Genomic DNA, 18,973 nt, shown 5'->3' with positions numbered 1-18,973 from the left:
CAGCCACTATGGTGGGCCAAACCCCGTCCGGCGGTGACGTGGATTGAACTTGCCTTTAAACTGCCACTCCCTTTTCCATCGCCCTCTTTTAACTCAGCCACGAGTGGAATCCATGACTACCACGCCCAAACCTTTGGTCCTGATTATTCTTGACGGCTTCGGTCACAGTGAGAGCCCTGAATCCAACGCCATCTATGCGGCCAAGAAGCCCGTGCTGGACCGTTTATCGGCCACCGTGCCGAACGGCCTGATCTCGGGCAGCGGCATGGACGTGGGCCTGCCGGACGGCCAGATGGGCAACTCCGAAGTCGGCCACATGAACCTCGGCGCCGGCCGCGTGGTGTATCAGGACTTCACGCGTGTGACCAAATCGATCCGCGATGGCGAGTTTTTCGAAAACCCGACTATCTGCGCCGCTGTGGATAAAGCCGTCGCTGCCGGCAAAGCTGTGCACTTCATGGGCCTGCTGTCCGATGGCGGCGTTCACAGCCACCAGGAGCACCTGGTGGCCATGGCCGAACTGGCTTTCAAACGCGGCGCCGAAAAAATTTATCTGCACGCCTTCCTTGATGGCCGCGACACACCGCCGAAAAGCGCTCAGTCGTCGATCGAACTGCTGGACGCAAGCTTTCAGGCCCTCGGTAAAGGTCGGATCGCCAGCATTGTCGGCCGGTACTTCGCCATGGACCGCGACAACCGCTGGGACCGCGTGTCCCAGGCCTACAACCTGATTGTCGATGGCAACGGCGAATTCAACGCCGCCACCGCTCAGGAAGGCCTGCAGGCCGCTTACGAACGTGGCGAGAGCGACGAATTCGTCAAAGCCACCTCTATTGGTGAGCCGGTGAAAGTCGAAGACGGCGACGCTGTGGTGTTCATGAACTTCCGCGCCGACCGCGCCCGTGAACTGACCCGCGTCTTCGTTGAAGACGATTTCAAGGAATTCGAACGCGCGCGCCAGCCAAAACTGGCCGGCTTCGTCATGCTGACCCAGTACGCCGCCAGCATTCCCGCGCCATCGGCCTTCGCTGCGGGCAGCCTGGACAACGTGCTGGGCGATTACTTGGCGAAAAACGGCAAGACCCAGCTGCGCATTGCCGAAACCGAAAAGTACGCCCACGTGACTTTCTTTTTCTCCGGCGGTCGCGAAGAACCGTTCCCAGGCGAAGAACGCATCCTGATCCCGTCGCCGAAAGTCGCCACCTATGACTTGCAGCCGGAAATGAGCGCCCCGGAAGTCACCGACCGCATCGTCGACGCTATCGAAAACCAGCGTTACGACGTGATCGTGGTCAACTACGCCAACGGCGACATGGTCGGCCACAGCGGCGTGTTCGACGCAGCCGTCAAAGCCGTTGAATGCCTGGACCTGTGTGTCGGCCGCATCGTCGACGCGCTGGAAAAAGTCGGCGGCGAAGCGCTGATCACTGCCGACCACGGCAACGTCGAGCAAATGGCCGACGAGTCCACCGGCCAGGCTCACACCGCTCACACCACCGAGCCGGTGCCGTTCATCTATGTCGGCAAGCGTGATCTGAAAGTGCGTGATGGCGGCGTGTTGGCGGATGTGGCCCCGACCATGCTGATGTTGATGGGTATGGAAAAACCGTCAGAAATGACTGGCACATCGATACTGGTGTAATCCGGTTAAACAAACACCGCAAAACCTGTGGGAGCGAGCTTGCTCGCGATAGCAATCTAACAGCCAACATCTATGTTGAATGTTAAGACGCCATCGCGAGCAAGCTCGCTCCCACAGTGGTTTGTGGCGCTTTGAAGAGATAAATCGGATATTAGAGTCGTCTCCCTTCCCTCCAGTCATCACACAGCCCCAATTGGGCGTTTTTTTTGCAACGCTTGGCGGGCATACTAGGCCGTCCCTTTCCCTGGTGTCGCCCGCCTCTATGCTTCGCGTCCTGATAGCCCTTGCTCTGACATGCCTGCTCCAACCGGCCTTTGCTGACGAGCGCGCGCAAACCCAACAACAGTTGGACGCCACGCGTCAGGACATTGCCGAGCTGAAAAAACTGCTGGGCAAGCTCCAGGAAGAAAAATCCGGTGTGCAAAAAGACCTCAAAGGCACCGAAACCGAAATGGGCAAGCTTGAGAAGCAGGTCGAAGCCCTGCAAAAAGAGCTGAAGAAAAGCGAATCCGAGCTGCAGCGACTCGATGCCGAGAAAAAAAAACTTCAGAGCGCGCGCATTGAACAGCAACGACTGATCGCCATTCAGGCCCGCGCGGCTTATCAAAACGGCCGTCAGGAGTACTTGAAGCTGCTGCTCAACCAGCAGAACCCGGAAAAATTCGCCCGCACCCTCACCTATTACGACTACCTGAGCCAGGCCCGCCTGGAGCAGCTGAAGAATTTCAACGAAACCCTGCGCCAACTGGCCAATGTCGAAAAAGACATCGCCCTGCAACAGGCACAATTGTTGGTGCACAAAAGCAGCCTCGACAGCCAGCGCGACGAACTCGACAAAGTCCGCAAGGAGCGCCAGCAAGTCCTGGCCAAGCTCAGTGACGACGTAAAGGCCCGCGATCAGAAGCTGGCAGCCCGCGAGCAGGATCAGGCAGACCTGTCTAAAGTCCTTAAAACCATTGAAGAAACCTTGGCCCGCCAGGCCCGTGAGGCAGAGGAAGCGCGGCAAAAAGCGCTGATCGCCCAGCAGGAAGCCGAAAAAAAGCGTTTACGTGAGGCTCAGGCTGAAGCAGACGCAGACGCCACTGACGCCCCACGTACACCTGTTAAATCGACGCCCGGCGCTCTGGTATCAAGCTCAGGCGAGACCTTTGGTGGCCCTTTCGCGTCAAGCCGGGGAAAACTTCCTTGGCCCGTTGATGGTCGACTGCTGGCACGCTTTGGCGAAACCCGTGGCGATGACGCCCGCACCAAGTGGGACGGCGTGATGATCAGCTCCTCCGCCGGCAGCCAGGTGCACGCCGTGCATGGCGGTCGCGTGGTGTTCGCCGACTGGTTGCGAGGCGCCGGGCTGCTGGTGATTCTCGACCATGGCAACGGTTTTTTGAGTCTTTATGGTCACAACCAGACGCTGCTCAAGTCTGCGGGTGACGTTGTAAAAGCCGGTGAGTCCATCTCCACTGTGGGTAGCAGTGGCGGGCAGGACACACCAGCGCTGTATTTCGCTATTCGTCAGCAGGGTCACCCGAGTGATCCGGCGCAATGGTGCCGCGCGCAAGGATAGGCGTTGAGTCACCTACATTAGGAGTTCGTTCGACATGCTGCATTTGTCCCGCCTTACCTCGCTGGCCCTGACGATCGCCCTGGTGATCGCCGCGCCTCTGGCGTTCGCCGCTCAACCGGCTCCGGCAGTCGCGCCTGCGGGCACTGCTGCGACCACCAAGGCGCCATTGGCGCTGGAAGAGTTGCGCACCTTCGCCGAGGTCATGGACCGGATCAAAGCCGCCTATGTTGAACCGGTGGACGACAAGACACTGCTGGAAAACGCCATCAAAGGCATGCTCAGCAACCTCGACCCACACTCCGCCTACCTGGGCCCGGAAGACTTCGCTGAATTGCAGGAAAGCACCAGCGGCGAATTTGGCGGCCTGGGCATCGAAGTTGGCGCTGAAGACGGTTTCATCAAGGTCGTTTCACCGATCGATGACACCCCGGCTTCCAAGGCTGGCATTCAGGCCGGCGACTTCATCGTCAAGATCAACGGCCAGCCGACCCGTGGCCAGAGCATGACAGAAGCCGTGGACAAGATGCGCGGCAAGATCGGCCAGAAAATCACCCTGACCCTGGTACGCGACGGCGGTACACCGTTCGACGTCACCCTGACCCGCGCCATCATTCAAGTGAAGAGCGTGAAGAGCCAGTTGCTGGAATCCGGTTTCGGCTACATCCGCATCACCCAGTTCCAGGTCAAGACCGGTGACGAAGTCTCCAAAGCCTTGGCCAAGCTGCGCAAGGACAACGGCAAGAAGCTCAAAGGCATCATCCTCGACCTGCGGAACAACCCGGGCGGCGTGCTGCAAGCAGCGGTGGAAGTGGTCGACCACTTCATCACCAAGGGCCTGATCGTTTACACCAAGGGCCGTATCGCCAACTCCGAACTGCGCTTCTCCGCCACCGGCAAAGATGAAAGCGAAGCCGTGCCAATGGTCGCTCTGATCAACGGCGGCAGCGCCTCTGCCTCGGAAATTGTCGCCGGCGCCTTGCAGGATCAAAAACGCGCGGTGGTCATGGGTACCACCAGTTTCGGCAAAGGCTCGGTACAAACCGTGCTGCCGCTGAACAACGAACGCGCACTGAAAATCACCACGGCGCTGTATTACACGCCGAACGGTCGCTCGATCCAAGCTCAGGGCATCGTCCCGGACATCGAAGTGCGCAAGGCCAAGATCACCAGCGAGCAGGACGGCGAGTACTTCAAGGAAGCTGATCTGCAAGGTCACCTGGGCAATGGCAACGGCGGCGCCGACAAACCGACCAGCTCCAGCGGCAAAGCCAAGGCGATGCCACAGGATGACGACTACCAATTGGCCCAGGCGCTGAGCCTGCTCAAAGGGCTGAGCATCACCTCCGGCCGCTGAGATGCAGCTGCGGTGCATCCTCGGCTTGCTGTGCTGTCTGGCGGGTGTTGCGCATGCAGCGCCTGTCGCGACGGCGCCGCAAAAAGCCTACCTAAGTCTGATCATCGATGACCTGGGGCAGAACCTGCCCCGGGATCGTCGCGTGCTGGCCCTGCCCGGCCCCGTCACCACGGCGATCATGCCCGACACACCCCACGCCACCGAATTCGCCCGCGAGGCCCATCGCGCCGGCAAGATCGTCATCCTGCACATGCCCATGGACCCGGCAACGGGGCCGTTCGCCTGGCATCCTGATTTGCCCATCGACGAACTTGAGAAACGCCTGAACGCGGCGTTCAAGGTCGTGCCCTATACCGCTGGCATCAACAATCATATGGGCAGTCGCATGACGGCTCAGCCGGCCGCCATGGCCTGGTTGATGGCGGACCTGCAACGTCGGCACAAATTCTTCGTCGACAGCCGCACCAGCGCGCAGACCGTCGCGGCGGCCGAGGCGCAGAAAATTGGCTTGGCAAGCGTTTCGCGGGATGTGTTTCTGGATGATGAGCGCACTGAAGCGGCGATCTTCACGCAGCTACAGACGGCGATCAGCCTGGCGCGCAAACAGGGCTCGGCGGTGATGATCGGGCATCCGTATCCGCAGACATTGGCGGTGCTGGAGCGTGAGTTGCCCAAGCTCAAGGCTCAGGGGATTGACTGGATCGATATCAAGTTGATGATCAGCGTGCGCGAGAACCGCGCAACGACTGCACATGGCAAAGATGGAATTTATCGCTGAACAAGATCGTTCCCCTGCTCTGCGTGGGAACGATCAGTGAAACCTAGAGATACCGCACCATGATGTCATCCACCACCCCTTCCTTGCGCAACTGATCCAGCGCCGCCTGCAGCTTCGCCACCACCTCATCCGGCACATCCTTGTTCAGCGCCAGGTACAACTCGGCGCTGTTGAATCGCAGCACGGTCTTGAGGCCGGTCACGCCATCCTGTCGCGCGAGGTAACGGCCGGCCGGGTCGCCGGTAGCCCACAGGTCAATCTGGCCGTTGACCAGTTTCTTCGCGTTGTCCTGGTCCCGCAGCACCACAATCGGCTTCAATCCCTGCTTGGCCAACGTCTCGGCAATCGCATCGCCCTTATAGGCACCAATCTTGTATTTACGCGCCTGATCCAGCGTCTCGAGGGTGATCTTGCTGTCAGCCTTGGCCAGCATGATCCAGTCATCCGGACCGATAGGACCGACCCACTTGAACAGTTTCTCGCGGTCCGGCAACCGTGCCATCACGAAAACCCCGTAACCCGGTTTCTCCAGGGCGAGTTTGTAGATTCGCTCCCAAGGGAAGCGTAGCGTCAGGCTGTAAGTGATGTTGGCGCGTTTGAACATCTCGCGGACGATGTCGACGGCGATGCCGTTGATGTTCTCGTCCTGAGCGAAGTTCTTGCCGTTCTTCGCCATGTTGTACGGGGGGAAATTTTCCGTCAGCAACACCAGATCGGTGGCGGGATTGTCTGCGGCATGCGCCCCATTAACGAGCAATAGAGAAGCGCTGGCGAGGGCGAGAAGAAGGCGTCTTAGCATGTCTGGCTACCTGAATCCATGGCGTACCCAAGAGTGCCTTGAGCCCGCCATGATGTCCACTGGCCTGTATCGGTTGTTTAGCGCATCACAATGCCGCGATGAGCCATGTAGGCCTTGGCTTCCTGCACGGTGTATTCGCCGAAGTGGAAAATACTCGCCGCCAACACCGCGCTGGCGTGGCCTTCGATAATGCCATCGGCCAAATGTTGCAGGTTGCCGACGCCACCCGAAGCAATCACCGGAATACCCAGCGCATCGCTGATGGCACGGGTAACGCCCAGGTCGAAGCCGTTTTTCATGCCGTCCTGGTCCATGCTGGTCAGCAGGATTTCACCGGCGCCCAGGCCTTCCATCTTCTTCGCCCATTCAACAGCGTCGAGACCGGTCGGCTTGCGGCCGCCGTGGGTGAAAATCTCCCAGCGCGGGGTTTCGCCCGGCAATGAAACCTTCTTCGCGTCGATGGCAACGACGATGCACTGCGAACCGAAATGTTGAGCCGCTTCGCCAACAAATTCCGGGTTGAACACCGCAGCCGTGTTGATCGAGACCTTGTCCGCGCCAGCATTCAACAAGTTGCGAATGTCCTGCACGGTGCGCACGCCGCCGCCCACGGTCAACGGAATGAACACCTGGCTGGCCATGCGCTCGACAGTATGCAGCGTGGTGTCGCGGCCATCGACGCTGGCGGTGATGTCGAGAAAGGTAATCTCGTCGGCACCCTGCTCGTCATAGCGACGGGCGATTTCTACCGGGTCACCGGCGTCGCGGATGTTCTCGAACTTGACGCCCTTGACCACCCGGCCGTTATCCACGTCCAGGCAAGGGATGATGCGTTTGGCCAGCGCCATGGTCAGTCCTCAGCCTTTGTACGAATCGCAGAAAGCTTGCGCTTCAGCGACATCAAGAGTGCCTTCGTAGATCGCTCGGCCGGTGATTGCGCCGATGATGCCTGGCGCCTTGGCGTCGAGCAGCGACTTGATGTCACCGAGGTTGTGGATGCCGCCGGAAGCGATCACCGGGATCTTGGTTGCAGCGGCCAACGCAGCGGTGAACGATACGTTGCAGCCCTGCATCATGCCGTCTTTGGCGATGTCGGTATAAACGATCGCGGACACGCCATCAGCTTCGAATTGCTTGGCCAGGTCGATCACCTGAAGGGTGCTGATTTCAGCCCAGCCGTCGGTGGCAACGAAACCGTCTTTGGCATCCAGACCGACAATAACCTTGCCCGGGAACGCGCGGCAGGCTTCAGCGACGAAGGCCGGATCTTTCACGGCTTTGGTGCCGATGATCACGTAGCTCACGCCCGCTTTCACGTAGTGTTCGATGGTTTCCAGCGAACGGATACCGCCGCCGATCTGGATCGGCAGATTCGGGTAGCGCTTGGCGATAGCGGTGACCACTTCGCCGTTGACCGGCTGGCCTTCGAAAGCGCCGTTCAGGTCGACCAGATGCAGACGGCGGCAACCGCCTTCCACCCACTTGGCAGCCATGCTCACCGGGTCATCGGAGAACACCGTGGAATCTTCCATGCGGCCCTGGCGCAGACGAACACAGGCACCGTCTTTAAGATCGATAGCGGGAATAATCAGCATCTGGCAAACCTTCAAATTCGATTGTTCAGCTTCACTCGAAAATCAGTTTTTCTCGAGCGCCCACAGGTCACTTTCGATGCTTTCGAACCTCTCTTTGAGGTGCGTCTGCACATCGAAAATCGCCCTGTTGTAATAGTGCGGAGCAATTTCGCGGGTAAACAGCTCAAGGATTTCAGCCGCTTCGAACGAACCCAGGTCCAGTTCGAAGCGATCTTCCATGAAGCGTTTGATCTTGTGATTGGCCTCGTTCTCCTGTTCGGGAGTGAGGGTCAGGATCGGCGGCTTCGTTTTCTTGGCTGCCATTTACCAGCGACCATCCCACGCGGCGAAGTTCTGCAACAGTTGCAGGCCATGGGTATGGCTTTTCTCCGGGTGGAACTGCACGGCGAAACGCGAGCCATCGGCCAGCGCGGCGGCGAAATCGACACCGTAGTGACCGCCACCCACCACCTGCCGCGCATTGCCGGCAGCGATGTAGTAGCTGTGCACGAAATAGAAACGCGCCAGGTCCGGGATGTTGTGCCACAGCGGGTGACTCACCGTCTGCTTCACTTCGTTCCAGCCCATGTGCGGGACTTTCAGGTGCTCGCCATCTTCGTGCAGGCCTTTTCCGAAGAACTTCACTGCGCCTGGAAACAGGCCGATGCAGTCAACGCCGTCGTTCTCTTCACTGCTGTCGAGCAAGGCTTGCATGCCCACGCAGATACCAAGAAACGGACGATCCTGGCTGACTTCACGCACCAGCGAGTCGAAGCCCAGGCGACGGATCTCCGCCATGCAATCGCGAATCGCGCCGACGCCGGGGAATACCACCCGGTCGGCTTCGCGAATCACGTCGGCATCGCTGGTGATCAGGACCTTGCCGGCACCGACGTGCTCGAGGGCCTTGGCCACCGAGTGCAGGTTGCCCATGCCGTAATCGATAACCGCGACCGTCTGCATTACAGAACGCCCTTGGTCGACGGCATCTGACCGGCCATGCGGTCATCCAGCTCTACGGCCATGCGCAGGGCGCGGCCGAAAGCCTTGAACACGGTTTCGATCTGGTGGTGGGTGTTGGTGCCACGCAGGTTGTCGATGTGCAGGCTGACGAGGGCATGGTTGACGAAGCCCTGGAAGAACTCCTGGAACAGGTCAACGTCGAAGCCGCCAACGGTGGCGCGAGTATAGGGAACATGCATCTGCAGGCCCGGACGGCCGGAGAAGTCGATCACCACGCGCGACAGCGCTTCATCGAGCGGCACGTAGGCGTGGCCGTAGCGACGGATGCCTTTCTTGTCGCCGATGGCTTTGGCGAAGGCCTGACCCAGGGTGATACCGACGTCTTCCACCGTGTGGTGGTCGTCGATATGCAGGTCGCCCTTGCTGACAATATCCATGTCGATCAGCCCGTGACGGGCGATCTGGTCCAGCATGTGCTCAAGAAAAGGAACACCGATATCAAATCGGGCCTTTCCGGTGCCATCCAGGTTGATCGAGGCTTTGATCTGGGTTTCCAGAGTGTCGCGCTCGACTGACGCCTTACGTTCGGCCATCACCAGCTCCGCAAAATCATTGGGCGAAAAAGGCAGCCATTATAGGGGCGCGAGCGCCAAACAGAAACACGGGAGGTGATATGACTGACGGAGTGAATCCCATGTTGTCGAGGATAGACATGTCCATACAAGCCATTTGTACACACCACAAAACAAATGTGGGAGCGAGCTTGCTCGCGATGAGGCCCTCACATTCAACATCTCTGTCGACTGTCAGACCGCCATCGCGAGCAAGCTCGCTCCCACAGGGGTGATGCGTTTACTTCACTTAGTGGAACAACACCGCGGTTTTCTGCAGGGTCACCCAAACACCCCACGCCAACGGAATACCCACCACCAGCCATGCAGCCATCGCCAACGGCTTGGTGCCCGCATCCGCTTTCCACTCCAATACGGTGCGGCTATCAGCACCCTTGTCATGGCCCAGCGCCTGTTCGGCAGCCAGTTCAGCGTCGGTCATAAAGTACTTGTCGGCCACCGGACGCACCAGCAGGTTGCACAAGAAACCCAGCACCAGCAGGCCCGCGAGGATGTACAGGGTAATGTCGTAAGCCGCGGCGCGTTCAACGCCGATGCTCAGCTGATACTCACGCAGGTAGTTCACCAACACCGGACCCAACACACCCGCCGCCGCCCACGCCGTCAACAGACGACCGTGGATCGCGCCGACCATTTGCGTACCGAACAGGTCCGCGAGATACGCCGGGACAGTCGCAAAACCACCGCCGTACATCGACAGGATGATGCAGAACGCCGCCACGAACAGCGCAACGTTGCCCAGGTGTCCGAGGTTCGGAATCAACGCGTACAGGGCAAAGCCCAGGGCGAAGAACACGAAGTAGGTGTTTTTGCGACCCAGGTAGTCGGAGAACGATGCCCAGAAGAATCGGCCACCGATGTTGAACAGGCTCAGCAAACCGGTGAAACCGGCAGCAATCGCGGCGATCGAGGCCAGTTGCCCAGCGTCCAGTTGACCGAATGGCAGGTCAACACCGATCAGTTTGCCGCCGAACACTTCCTGCAACAGCGGCGATGCCATGCCGAGGATGCCGATCCCGGCGGATACGTTCAGGCACAGCACCAGCCACACCAGACGGAATTGCGGGGTTTTCCACGCCACATTCACGTGGACGTGACGGTGGGTGATCATCGCGTTGGAAGCTTTTTTCGCCGGAGCGGTCCAGCCTTCAGGCTTCCAGCCGGTTGGCGGAACGCGGTAGGACAGTGCGCCACCGATCATGAACACGAAGTAGATCGCGGCCATCACCAGGAAGCTCTGCCACACGCCGACGCTGGTTGGCGAAGCGAAGTGGCCCATCAGGGCTGCGGCCAGCGGAGCACCGACCATCGCGCCACCGCCAAAACCCATGATCGCCATGCCGGTCGCCATGCCGCGTTTGTCCGGGAACCACTTGATCAGGGTCGAGACCGGCGAGATGTAACCCAGGCCCAGGCCGATACCGCCAATGACCCCGGAGCCGATCCACATCAGCCATATCTGGTGGGTATAGACCCCGAGCGCTGAAATCAGCAGACCGCCACACCAGCACAGTGCCGATACAACGCCGGCCTTGCGTGGCCCGGCGTGTTCCAGCCAGCCACCCCAGATCGCTGCCGAGCAGCCAAGGAAGATGAAGAACAGGGTGTAGATCCAGCCGAGCATCGAGATCGGCCAGTCGCATTGGGATGAAAAGACTTGCGAGATGAAGCTCATGTCCGGCGCGCAAGCCGCTGCCTTGGTCACACCCAGAGCTTTGGACAGTGGCAACCAGAACACCGAGAAGCCGTAGGCCATGCCGATGCAAAGGTGGATGGCCAGGGCGGCCGGTGGTACCAGCCAACGGTTGAAACCGGGCTTGGCGATGATGCGTTCCTTGGACAGGAACGAGGGCTGGTCAGCCGTGAGGCCGTCCGCCGTGATGCTCGTGGTCATTGTGTATCCCCCAATTATTAGTATTGTTCGCCTGCCACTCTTCACCCTCAGCCTTTATGCGCACGCACGACTGTTTTCTCGGGGTGAAGCTCCATTTTGCTGTGACATCAAGTCGCAGAAGGACGGACGAACCGGCAGAGGTTACCATCTGTACGTGACAGAAAAACCAAAGTGACATCACCCTTTGTACGTTGTCTGTTCTCGTACCACCGAAGGAGCCGCCATGCCGATCACAGTCGAGCCGCTTACCGAAGCCACTTACCAGGACCAGCAAGATCTACAAAAGATCTACCGCGATGCCCCGGACTGGCTGTTTGCGCCGTTTGCCGGGGATGTGCAGTTGATCGCAGGCTGCCTGCTTGAGGGTTCGCTGATTGCCGGCCGCTTCAACGATCGCCTGTTGGGCGCAGCACGTCTGCAACGTCATCAGGATGTCTGGCATCTGTCCCAACTATGCGTACGAAAAATTACTCGTCGTCGTGGCGTGGCCGAGCGCCTGGTGCACGAAGCGCAGAAAATGGCGTCTCAATCAGGCGCGACTTTGCGTCTGCTGGCGCCTGCCGGGCACCTGGAGGCACAAGCGCTGGCGGCCAAACTGAAAGTGCCGCTGGACGTGTTGTCGACGTGATCGCTGACCGGTCGTGCACTGCGGAGCGCTATACTCCCCGGCTAAATTTCGAATTCGACTAACTACAAGGACTCGCCCATGAAAGCGTTCGGCAAAATCCTGGGTCTGGTACTTCTCGGGCTGTTGCTGATCATTGTGGCGCTGGGCTTTGCCCTGACCCACCTCTTTGATCCCAACGACTATAAAGACGAGATTCGCCAGATTGCCCGCGACAAGGCCCACATCGAGCTGACGCTCAATGGCGATATCGGCTGGAGCCTGTTCCCGTGGCTGGGCCTGGAATTGCACGAAGCCAGTGTCGCGACCCTGACCAAGCCCACCGAACCGTTCGCCGACTTGCAAATGCTCGGTCTGTCCGTTCGCGTGTTGCCGTTGCTACGCCGTGAAGTGCAGATGAGCGATGTGCGCGTCGAAGGCCTTAACCTGCGCCTGAACCGTGACAAGGACGGCCACGGCAACTGGGAAGACATCGGCAAGGCGCCAGCAACCTCGGCCACGCCACCCGCCACCACCGAAGCCCCTACGCCAGAAACCACCGCCCAAGCAGAAAAACCGGCCCAGCCAATCCGCCTGGACATCGACAGCCTGACCGTCAACAACGCCCGTGTTGAATACAACGATGAGAAAACCGGCAAGCAGTTCAGCGCCGAAAGCATCCAGCTGAGTACCGGCCCGGTGCATGACTCCACCAATATTCCGATCAAACTCACCGCGTTCCTGGGCACCAACCAGCCGGTCCTGCGCGTGCGTACCGAGCTTAACGGCGAACTGCGTTTCGAGCGCGCACTGCAGCGCTACAAACTCGAAGACATGAAACTCTCCGGTGAAGTCGCCGGCGATCCGCTGCAAGGCAAGACCATGACCTTCGCCGCCCAGGGCCAGTTGCTGCTGGACAAAGCGGCGAACGTCGCCGAATGGACCGGCATCAAAATCTCCGCCAACCAATTGCGCGCGCTGGGTGAACTGAAGGTCAACGACCTCGACAAGACTCCGCAAATCAACGGCGGCCTGTCGATCGCCCAGTTTGATCTGGCGAAATTCATCGATAGCATCGGCCAGAAACTCCCGGCAATGGCCGAAGGCAGCCTGAGTAAAGTCGAGCTGGTCAGCCGTCTTGCGGGAACGCCTACCAGCCTGTCGTTCGATAACATCAACCTGAAAATCGACGACAGCACCTTCACCGGCCGCATTGCCGTCGAGGACTTCGCCAAGCAATCGCTGCGGGCGAGCCTCAAGGCTGACACCTTCAACGTCGACCGTTACCTGCCGCCAAAGTCTGCCGAAGCCAGCAGCGCAACGCAGGTCCGTCAGGCTGAAGTCGCCACCACCGAAGCCGATGCCATGGCCGGCGCGGGCAGCACACCGCTGCCGCAAGCACCGACCAAAGACGCGTGGAGCAACGAACGTCTGTTGCCAGTGGAACGGCTGAGCAAACTCGACGTGGACGCTGACCTCACCTTCGGCCAGTTGACCCTGGATAAACTGCCGATCCAGAACGCGGCGCTCAAGGCCACCGGCCAGGGCGGCCTGCTGACACTGGAAAACCTTCGCGGCGAGTTGTACGACGGCAACTTCGACGCCAAAGGTACGCTCGACGTGCGCCAACAGGTGCCCGCGCTGAACATGCAGACACAGATCAGCAAAGTGCCGGTGGAAAAAATCCTCGAAAGCCAGGGTAAAAATCCGCCGGTCAAAGGTCTGGTGACGCTTAACAGCAACCTGACCGGCAGCGGCAACAGCCAGAAAGCACTGATCGAAAGCCTCAACGGCAACGCCAGTTTCGTCATCAACGACGGCGTCCTGCTCAATGCCAACCTCGAACAACAGCTGTGCAAAGGCATCGCCACCCTGAACCGTAAATCCCTCACCGGCGAGCCACGGGGCAAGGACACACCGTTCCAGGAGCTCAAGGGCAACCTGACCTTGCGTAACGGCGTGGCCAGCAACCCGGACCTGAAAGTGCGCATCCCGGGCATGACCGTCAACGGCGACGGTGACATCGATCTGCGGGTGCTGGGCATGGATTACCGCGTGGGCATTATCGTCGAAGGCGACAAGAGCGACATGCCGGACCCGGCCTGTCAGGTCGGCGAGAGGTTCGTCGGCATCGAGTGGCCGCTGCGTTGCCGGGGCCCGCTGGAGCTAGGCGCCAAAGCTTGCCGCCTCGATAACGAACGCATGGGCCAGGTCGCGAGCAAAATGGCTGGCGAGAAAATCAGCGAAAAAATCGATGAGAAGCTTGGCGACAAGGTCAGCCCGGAGTTGAAAAACGCCTTAAAGGGGCTGTTCAAGCGATGAGAGCCGAGCAGTTTTCAACGGCGGTGCTGGACTGGTACGACCGCCACGGCCGTCACGACTTGCCCTGGCAACAAGGCATCACGCCGTATCGGGTGTGGGTGTCAGAAATCATGTTGCAGCAAACCCAGGTCAGCACCGTGCTGAACTACTTCGACCGTTTCATGGCCTCGTTGCCGACCGTCGAAGCCCTGGCCGCCGCGCCGGAAGACGAAGTTCTGCACCTGTGGACAGGCCTCGGTTACTACACCCGCGCACGCAATCTGCAGAAGACCGCGAAAATTGTCGTCGCCGAATACGGCGGCGAGTTTCCGAGGGATGTGGAAAAGCTTGTTGATCTGCCGGGTATCGGCCTGTCCACGGCGGGCGCCATCGCCAGCCTGAGCATGGGCCTGCGGGCGCCGATCCTTGATGGCAACGTCAAACGGGTGCTGGCGCGGTTTACTGCACAAGAGGGCTACCCCGGCGAGCCGAAGGCCGCGAAACAGCTATGGGCCAACGCTGAGCGCTTCACGCCGCATGATCGAGTCAACGCCTACACCCAGGCGATGATGGATTTGGGCGCTACGCTCTGTACACGCAGCAAACCAAGTTGCCTGCTCTGCCCGCTCGAAAAGGGTTGCGAGGCGCACATGCTCGGCCTCGAAACCCGCTACCCGATCCCCAAACCGCGCAAAGCCGTGCCACAGAAGCGTACGTTGATGCCGATGCTCGCCAACGGCGAAGGCGCGATTTTGCTTTACCGTCGCCCTTCCACGGGATTGTGGGGCGGTCTCTGGAGCCTGCCGGAACTCGACGACCTCGACGACCTGCAACATCTGGCTTCACAGCACTCGCTGGAACTTGGCAGCCAACAGGCGCTGCCGAGCCTGGTGCATACCTTCAGTCACTTTCAGTTGTCCATCGAACCCTGGCTGGTTCAGGTGCAGGAGGCTGGCCATCACGTGGCCGAGGCCGACTGGCTCTGGTATAACCTCGCCACCCCGCCGCGCCTGGGCCTTGCCGCCCCGGTCAAAACCTTGCTCGAACGCGCGGCCGCCGTATTGAACGCAGGAGAGTCGTCATGACCCGCACCATCATGTGCCGCAAGTACAAAGAAGAATTGCCCGCCCTGGAACGCGCCCCATTCCCGGGTGCGAAAGGTCAGGACATTTTTGACCATGTCTCGGCCAAGGCCTGGGCCGACTGGCAGAAACACCAGACCCTGCTGATCAACGAAAAACGCCTGAACATGATGAACGCCGAAGACCGCAAATACCTTCAGGGCGAGATGGACAAGTACTTCTCCGGCGAGGAATACGCCAAAGCCGACGGCTACGTTCCGCCGGCTGAATAATCCCGACTTATCGGGGGGCGGATCGTAAGCGACGGTAATAATTAAATATTTTTTGAAAACTTGCTTGACGACCCCCTGAAAAACCCGTTTAATGCGCCCCGTTGCCCAGATAGCTCAGTCGGTAGAGCAGGGGATTGAAAATCCCCGTGTCGGCGGTTCGATTCCGTCTCTGGGCACCAAATACCGAAAACCCTGAATCGCAAGATTCAGGGTTTTTTTATGCCTGGGATTTAGTAACGCCCAACTACTCATCAACATTCCAGTGAAAAACCAGATTGCGGGCGGTGCCGCTTCCGACATCCGTTGTGTCATGTTTCGCTTCACCATTACGGGTCGCGACAACGGAGTACTTGCCGGGAGGTAGCTGAACGTAAACCAACGGGCCAGCCTGGCTCAGCGTCAGTACCGTCTGCCCCGGTGCTTTCTGAATGACTACATCTACGTCGGGAACGTATTTATTTTCTGGCCCGATAGAGAAGGTCATGTGCAGGTTGTATCCAGTGGTTTGCTGGATAGCCTTCGACTCATCCTCCCCAATACCGCCGGACAGGTAAGTAATCCCGTTTTGCTCTTGCCTCTGGACTTGCACACCTGAGCTATCGATGGGCTCAAGGCTGGCGGCCGGCGACAGCGCTGGGAACATCAACAAGCCGATTGCGGCGATGGGTAACATGAGTGAATGGACGTACTTCATGATGGCGACTCCCGGGCTGCGCAGAACCCAATCGTTACTCCTTTTTAGATTTCTCGCTGAATGCCCTAGTTTTAGATTGATTGGTACTTGGGTTCACTGCGAATTGGACTACACGTTGTTTTCCTCAAGCGCGGATTGCCGTCGGCGTGATCCCGCAAAACCAATCGGACTTTCCTTCGGATTTACCAGCCGCGCCCGGCATCATCGACCAACCCGCCCCTGCAATCCTCTTCTGCCTGTTAATCCAGCTGCGGAAGACCCCATGAGCGCCCTCAAACCTGTTAATACTCAAGACCCACAACTCGCCTCACTGCTTGGCAATCTGGGCGAACTGATCCGCCAGGCACGCCTTAAGGTGCTGAGAGCAGTCGATACCGCTCAAGTGCAAACTTGCTGGCAGATCGGACAGCATATTGTCGAGTTCGAGCAGGAAGGCGCTCGTAGGGCGGCTTACGGCAAGCAGTTGCTGGCGACGCTGGCGAAGGTGCTGACAGCGGAGTTCGGGAAGGGTTTTGACGAGACCAACTTACGGAAAATGCGACTGTTTTATCAGGCGTTTCCAATTCGAGACGCACTGCGCCTCGAATTGAGCTGGACCCACTACCGCAGACTGCTGCGCGTCGACAACGACCACGCTCGCCACTGGTACATGAACGAATCAGCCATTCAAAATTGGTCAAGTCGCGCTCTGGAACGCCAGATCAATACGCTCTATTACGAACGCCTGCTGGCGAGCCGCGACCGCCCCGCCGTCAAGCAGGAAGCCGCCACCAACATTCAGCAAATGAAGGCCAACCCTCGGGATTTCATCAGGGATCCGGTAATCCTGGAGTTTCTCGGGTTGCCCAATGCGGGCTTAATCCAAGAAACCGATCTCGAAAAAGCACTGATCAATCAGCTTCAGGCCTTCCTGCTCGAACTGGGCAAAGGCTTTGCCTTCATCGCCCGTCAGCAACGCATCAGCACCGACAGCAAAGACTTCTACATCGATCTGGTGTTCTACAACTACTTGCTCAAGTGCTTCGTCATCTTCGATCTCAAGCGCGGTGAACTGACCCATCAGGATGTCGGCCAGATGGACATGTACGTGCGTATGTACGACGACCTCAAACGCGGAGCGGAAGATGGCCCCACCGTCGGCATCATTCTCTGCGCACAAAAAGATGAGTCGGTGGTGCGCTATTCGGTGCTGGAAGGCAACGAACAACTGTTCGCCAGCAAGTACAAGTTGGTGCTGCCGAGTGAGGAGGAACTGCGCGCAGAACTGGATCGGGAACGGGCCGTGCTTGAGGAGCGATTGTTCAACCAGATCCCCAGATAATCATGGATGGATTGTTCATGGGCAACGTGAAGACTATTGTTGGCAGCTACCCGCAAAGGTCAAAAAACGATGAATTTGCAGGACATGTCCTCGTTGGCCTCCGCTCAAATGGAGTTGCCGCTGCCCGCCTACGCCCCCGGCGAGCCGTTCAAGGAAACCGCCGCAGACGGCTTCATGCTTGGCGGATTCACCTGGCGGCAGGGTCTATCGGACTCAACGCGCCCAGTCGTTATCATCAACGCTGCCACCTCTGTCCGCTGCCGCCACTATTCGCGTTTCGCCGATTACCTGTTCGCCAACGGCTTTGACGTGATCACTTTTGATTACCGCGGCATCGGCGAGTCACGTCCGGCATCGCTGAAAGGGCTTCAGGCCTCATGGTCCGATTGGGGCGCGCTGGACTTTGAGGCGATGCTCAAGCGCGCTCAGCGGGAGTTCCCCGGCCAGCCCATCGACGTCGTCGGTCACAGCTTCGGAGGCTGTGCGGCGGGGCTGGGAGCCTCCGGGCAGGTCATTCGGCACCTGGTGACCGTAGGTGCTCAGTTCGCTTACTGGCGTGATTACGCCCCTGCTCATCGCTGGCGGATGCTCGGCAAGTGGCACCTGGTGATGCCATTGTTGACGATGATTTACGGCTACTTCCCCGGTAAACGCCTCGGCTGGCTGGAAGACACGCCCACGGGCGTGGTCCGCGACTGGAGCACGCCCACGGCCCGGTACGAGAAGCGCCCCAGCGGCCGCATCATCCACGCAAGACACGGCCAGCTCCCGTTCGCCAACGTCACCGCGAAAACCCTGGCCATCAGCCTCAGCGACGATCCTTACGGCACGATTCCAGCCATCGAGCGCCTGCTCGGTTACTTCACCGCTGCAACGACCAGCCATCTGCGAATCGCCCCCGAAGACATCGGCGAACAAGAAGTCGGACATTTCGCCTTTTTTCGCAGCCCATACCAAGCCACACTATGGCCCATCGCATTGTCCTGGTTGCAGACCGGCGAACTGGCCCCCGACACACCCGGGCGGCTAGTGCCACGCAGCTGATTGACGTGCCCACTCAACGAAATACGGAACGATGCCCATGGCCTCCGCCAACAAGCAGAACAAACGCGCCACACGCGCCAAAGCCAAGGCCAAGCAGAACCGCACCCAACGGGCTGCCGCGCCGGTCGAGCTGGATCCGAACGACGATCGCATCGACTTCGAATCGGTGGACCTGACCGACATGTTCAAAGAAATGATCGATGCGCAAAAAATCAGCCAACAAGCAATGTGCGTGGCCTTTCTTGAGCACCCGCTTATCGCGCTGGTGCTGGAGCAGGAAGGCGAAGAAACAGCGACAGACTTCATCCTCGCCGCGCTGATCGAATATCGCCAATGGTCTGCTGAAGTCGACGAAGCCGGCGCCTTGGCCTGGATCGAATCACCGGCCTTCCAGGACGACTACGTGGCGGCGTCCGACGCCATCGCGGCTCAAACCCAACAGAAAGCAAACTGAGTTC

The 18,973-nt window shown here is 59.2% G+C and carries 19 protein-coding genes and 1 tRNA gene; 12 read left to right on the top strand and 8 right to left on the bottom strand.

Features of this window, described 5'->3' with window-relative positions:
- Positions 1 to 112: 112 nt before the first annotated feature.
- From gpmI to ACYZTR_RS02535, 4 genes are all read left to right on the top strand, one after another.
- Positions 113 to 1,642 carry a 2,3-bisphosphoglycerate-independent phosphoglycerate mutase gene (gpmI, locus tag ACYZTR_RS02550; RefSeq protein WP_461976191.1) on the top strand — a complete coding sequence of 510 codons (1,530 nt, stop codon included), beginning with the start codon at positions 113 to 115 and terminating at the stop codon, positions 1,640 to 1,642.
- A 262-nt stretch (positions 1,643 to 1,904) separates the two neighbouring features.
- On the top strand, positions 1,905 to 3,203 hold the full coding sequence (locus ACYZTR_RS02545) for a murein hydrolase activator EnvC family protein (protein ID WP_461976190.1): 1,299 nt from the start codon (positions 1,905 to 1,907) through the stop codon (positions 3,201 to 3,203).
- 34 nt (positions 3,204 to 3,237) lie between these two features.
- Positions 3,238 to 4,557: a S41 family peptidase gene (locus ACYZTR_RS02540; RefSeq protein ID WP_461976188.1), complete on the top strand. Its 1,320-nt coding sequence runs from the start codon at positions 3,238 to 3,240 to the stop codon at positions 4,555 to 4,557.
- A 1-nt stretch (position 4,558) separates the two neighbouring features.
- Positions 4,559 to 5,335, top strand: a complete 777-nt coding sequence (locus tag ACYZTR_RS02535; protein WP_461976186.1) for a divergent polysaccharide deacetylase family protein — start codon at positions 4,559 to 4,561, stop codon at positions 5,333 to 5,335.
- A gap of 43 nt (positions 5,336 to 5,378) precedes the next feature.
- Here ACYZTR_RS02535 and ACYZTR_RS02530 read toward each other — a convergent pair whose 3' ends face one another.
- From ACYZTR_RS02530 to ACYZTR_RS02500, 7 genes are all read right to left on the bottom strand, one after another.
- Positions 5,379 to 6,134 (bottom strand): substrate-binding periplasmic protein, encoded by a 756-nt coding sequence (locus tag ACYZTR_RS02530; protein ID WP_461976184.1) that lies wholly within the window; start codon positions 6,132 to 6,134, stop codon positions 5,379 to 5,381.
- Positions 6,135 to 6,211: 77 nt separating this feature from the next.
- Positions 6,212 to 6,982: an imidazole glycerol phosphate synthase subunit HisF gene (hisF, locus tag ACYZTR_RS02525; RefSeq protein ID WP_121731627.1), complete on the bottom strand. Its 771-nt coding sequence runs from the start codon at positions 6,980 to 6,982 to the stop codon at positions 6,212 to 6,214.
- A 9-nt stretch (positions 6,983 to 6,991) separates the two neighbouring features.
- Complete coding sequence (hisA, locus tag ACYZTR_RS02520; protein WP_461976182.1) at positions 6,992 to 7,729, bottom strand: 1-(5-phosphoribosyl)-5-[(5-phosphoribosylamino)methylideneamino]imidazole-4-carboxamide isomerase; 738 nt, start codon at positions 7,727 to 7,729, stop codon at positions 6,992 to 6,994.
- A 42-nt stretch (positions 7,730 to 7,771) separates the two neighbouring features.
- On the bottom strand, positions 7,772 to 8,032 hold the full coding sequence (locus ACYZTR_RS02515) for a DUF2164 domain-containing protein (protein WP_403104477.1): 261 nt from the start codon (positions 8,030 to 8,032) through the stop codon (positions 7,772 to 7,774).
- Positions 8,033 to 8,671 (bottom strand): imidazole glycerol phosphate synthase subunit HisH, encoded by a 639-nt coding sequence (gene hisH / locus ACYZTR_RS02510; RefSeq protein WP_461976180.1) that lies wholly within the window; start codon positions 8,669 to 8,671, stop codon positions 8,033 to 8,035.
- The gene (hisB, locus tag ACYZTR_RS02505; protein ID WP_123367004.1) at positions 8,671 to 9,264 is read right to left on the bottom strand and encodes an imidazoleglycerol-phosphate dehydratase HisB; all 594 of its coding nucleotides are present in this window, start codon (positions 9,262 to 9,264) and stop codon (positions 8,671 to 8,673) included. Before hisB ends, hisH begins: the two co-directional genes overlap by 1 nt.
- A gap of 268 nt (positions 9,265 to 9,532) precedes the next feature.
- Positions 9,533 to 11,197, bottom strand: coding sequence for an OFA family MFS transporter (locus ACYZTR_RS02500; protein WP_461976178.1), 1,665 nt, complete (start codon positions 11,195 to 11,197; stop codon positions 9,533 to 9,535).
- A gap of 223 nt (positions 11,198 to 11,420) precedes the next feature.
- Between ACYZTR_RS02500 and ACYZTR_RS02495 the strand changes: the two genes are divergently transcribed.
- The 5 genes from ACYZTR_RS02495 (at position 11,421) to ACYZTR_RS02475 (ending at position 15,635) form a co-directional block, all read left to right on the top strand.
- Positions 11,421 to 11,825, top strand: a complete 405-nt coding sequence (locus tag ACYZTR_RS02495) for an acetyl-CoA sensor PanZ family protein (protein ID WP_461976176.1) — start codon at positions 11,421 to 11,423, stop codon at positions 11,823 to 11,825.
- A gap of 78 nt (positions 11,826 to 11,903) precedes the next feature.
- Positions 11,904 to 14,123, top strand: coding sequence for an AsmA family protein (locus ACYZTR_RS02490; protein WP_461976174.1), 2,220 nt, complete (start codon positions 11,904 to 11,906; stop codon positions 14,121 to 14,123).
- Complete coding sequence (gene mutY / locus ACYZTR_RS02485; protein ID WP_461976172.1) at positions 14,120 to 15,187, top strand: A/G-specific adenine glycosylase; 1,068 nt, start codon at positions 14,120 to 14,122, stop codon at positions 15,185 to 15,187. The genes ACYZTR_RS02490 and mutY overlap by 4 nt, the downstream gene beginning before the upstream one ends.
- Entirely contained in the window at positions 15,184 to 15,456 is a 273-nt protein-coding gene (locus tag ACYZTR_RS02480; RefSeq protein ID WP_010464608.1) for an oxidative damage protection protein, read from the top strand. Before mutY ends, ACYZTR_RS02480 begins: the two co-directional genes overlap by 4 nt.
- 103 nt (positions 15,457 to 15,559) lie before the next feature.
- A tRNA-Phe gene (locus ACYZTR_RS02475) sits at positions 15,560 to 15,635 on the top strand.
- A gap of 65 nt (positions 15,636 to 15,700) precedes the next feature.
- Here the strand turns inward: ACYZTR_RS02475 and ACYZTR_RS02470 are convergent.
- A complete protein-coding gene (locus tag ACYZTR_RS02470; protein ID WP_461976170.1) occupies positions 15,701 to 16,150 on the bottom strand; it encodes a carboxypeptidase regulatory-like domain-containing protein in 450 nt (149 codons plus the stop codon).
- 262 nt (positions 16,151 to 16,412) lie between these two features.
- On the opposite strand from ACYZTR_RS02470, the gene ACYZTR_RS02465 reads away from it, so the two are divergent.
- The 3 genes from ACYZTR_RS02465 (at position 16,413) to ACYZTR_RS02455 (ending at position 18,969) form a co-directional block, all read left to right on the top strand.
- Positions 16,413 to 17,471 carry a PDDEXK nuclease domain-containing protein gene (locus ACYZTR_RS02465; RefSeq protein WP_461979557.1) on the top strand — a complete coding sequence of 353 codons (1,059 nt, stop codon included), beginning with the start codon at positions 16,413 to 16,415 and terminating at the stop codon, positions 17,469 to 17,471.
- Positions 17,472 to 17,540: 69 nt separating this feature from the next.
- On the top strand, positions 17,541 to 18,515 hold the full coding sequence (locus ACYZTR_RS02460; RefSeq protein ID WP_461976168.1) for an alpha/beta hydrolase family protein: 975 nt from the start codon (positions 17,541 to 17,543) through the stop codon (positions 18,513 to 18,515).
- A gap of 37 nt (positions 18,516 to 18,552) precedes the next feature.
- On the top strand, positions 18,553 to 18,969 hold the full coding sequence (locus tag ACYZTR_RS02455) for a hypothetical protein (protein WP_461976166.1): 417 nt from the start codon (positions 18,553 to 18,555) through the stop codon (positions 18,967 to 18,969).
- The last annotated feature ends 4 nt before the right edge of the window (positions 18,970 to 18,973 follow it).

The sequence above is a fragment of the Pseudomonas sp. Hz4 genome, from assembly GCF_054898165.1.
This window is presented reverse-complemented; position numbering and strand designations above follow the sequence as displayed.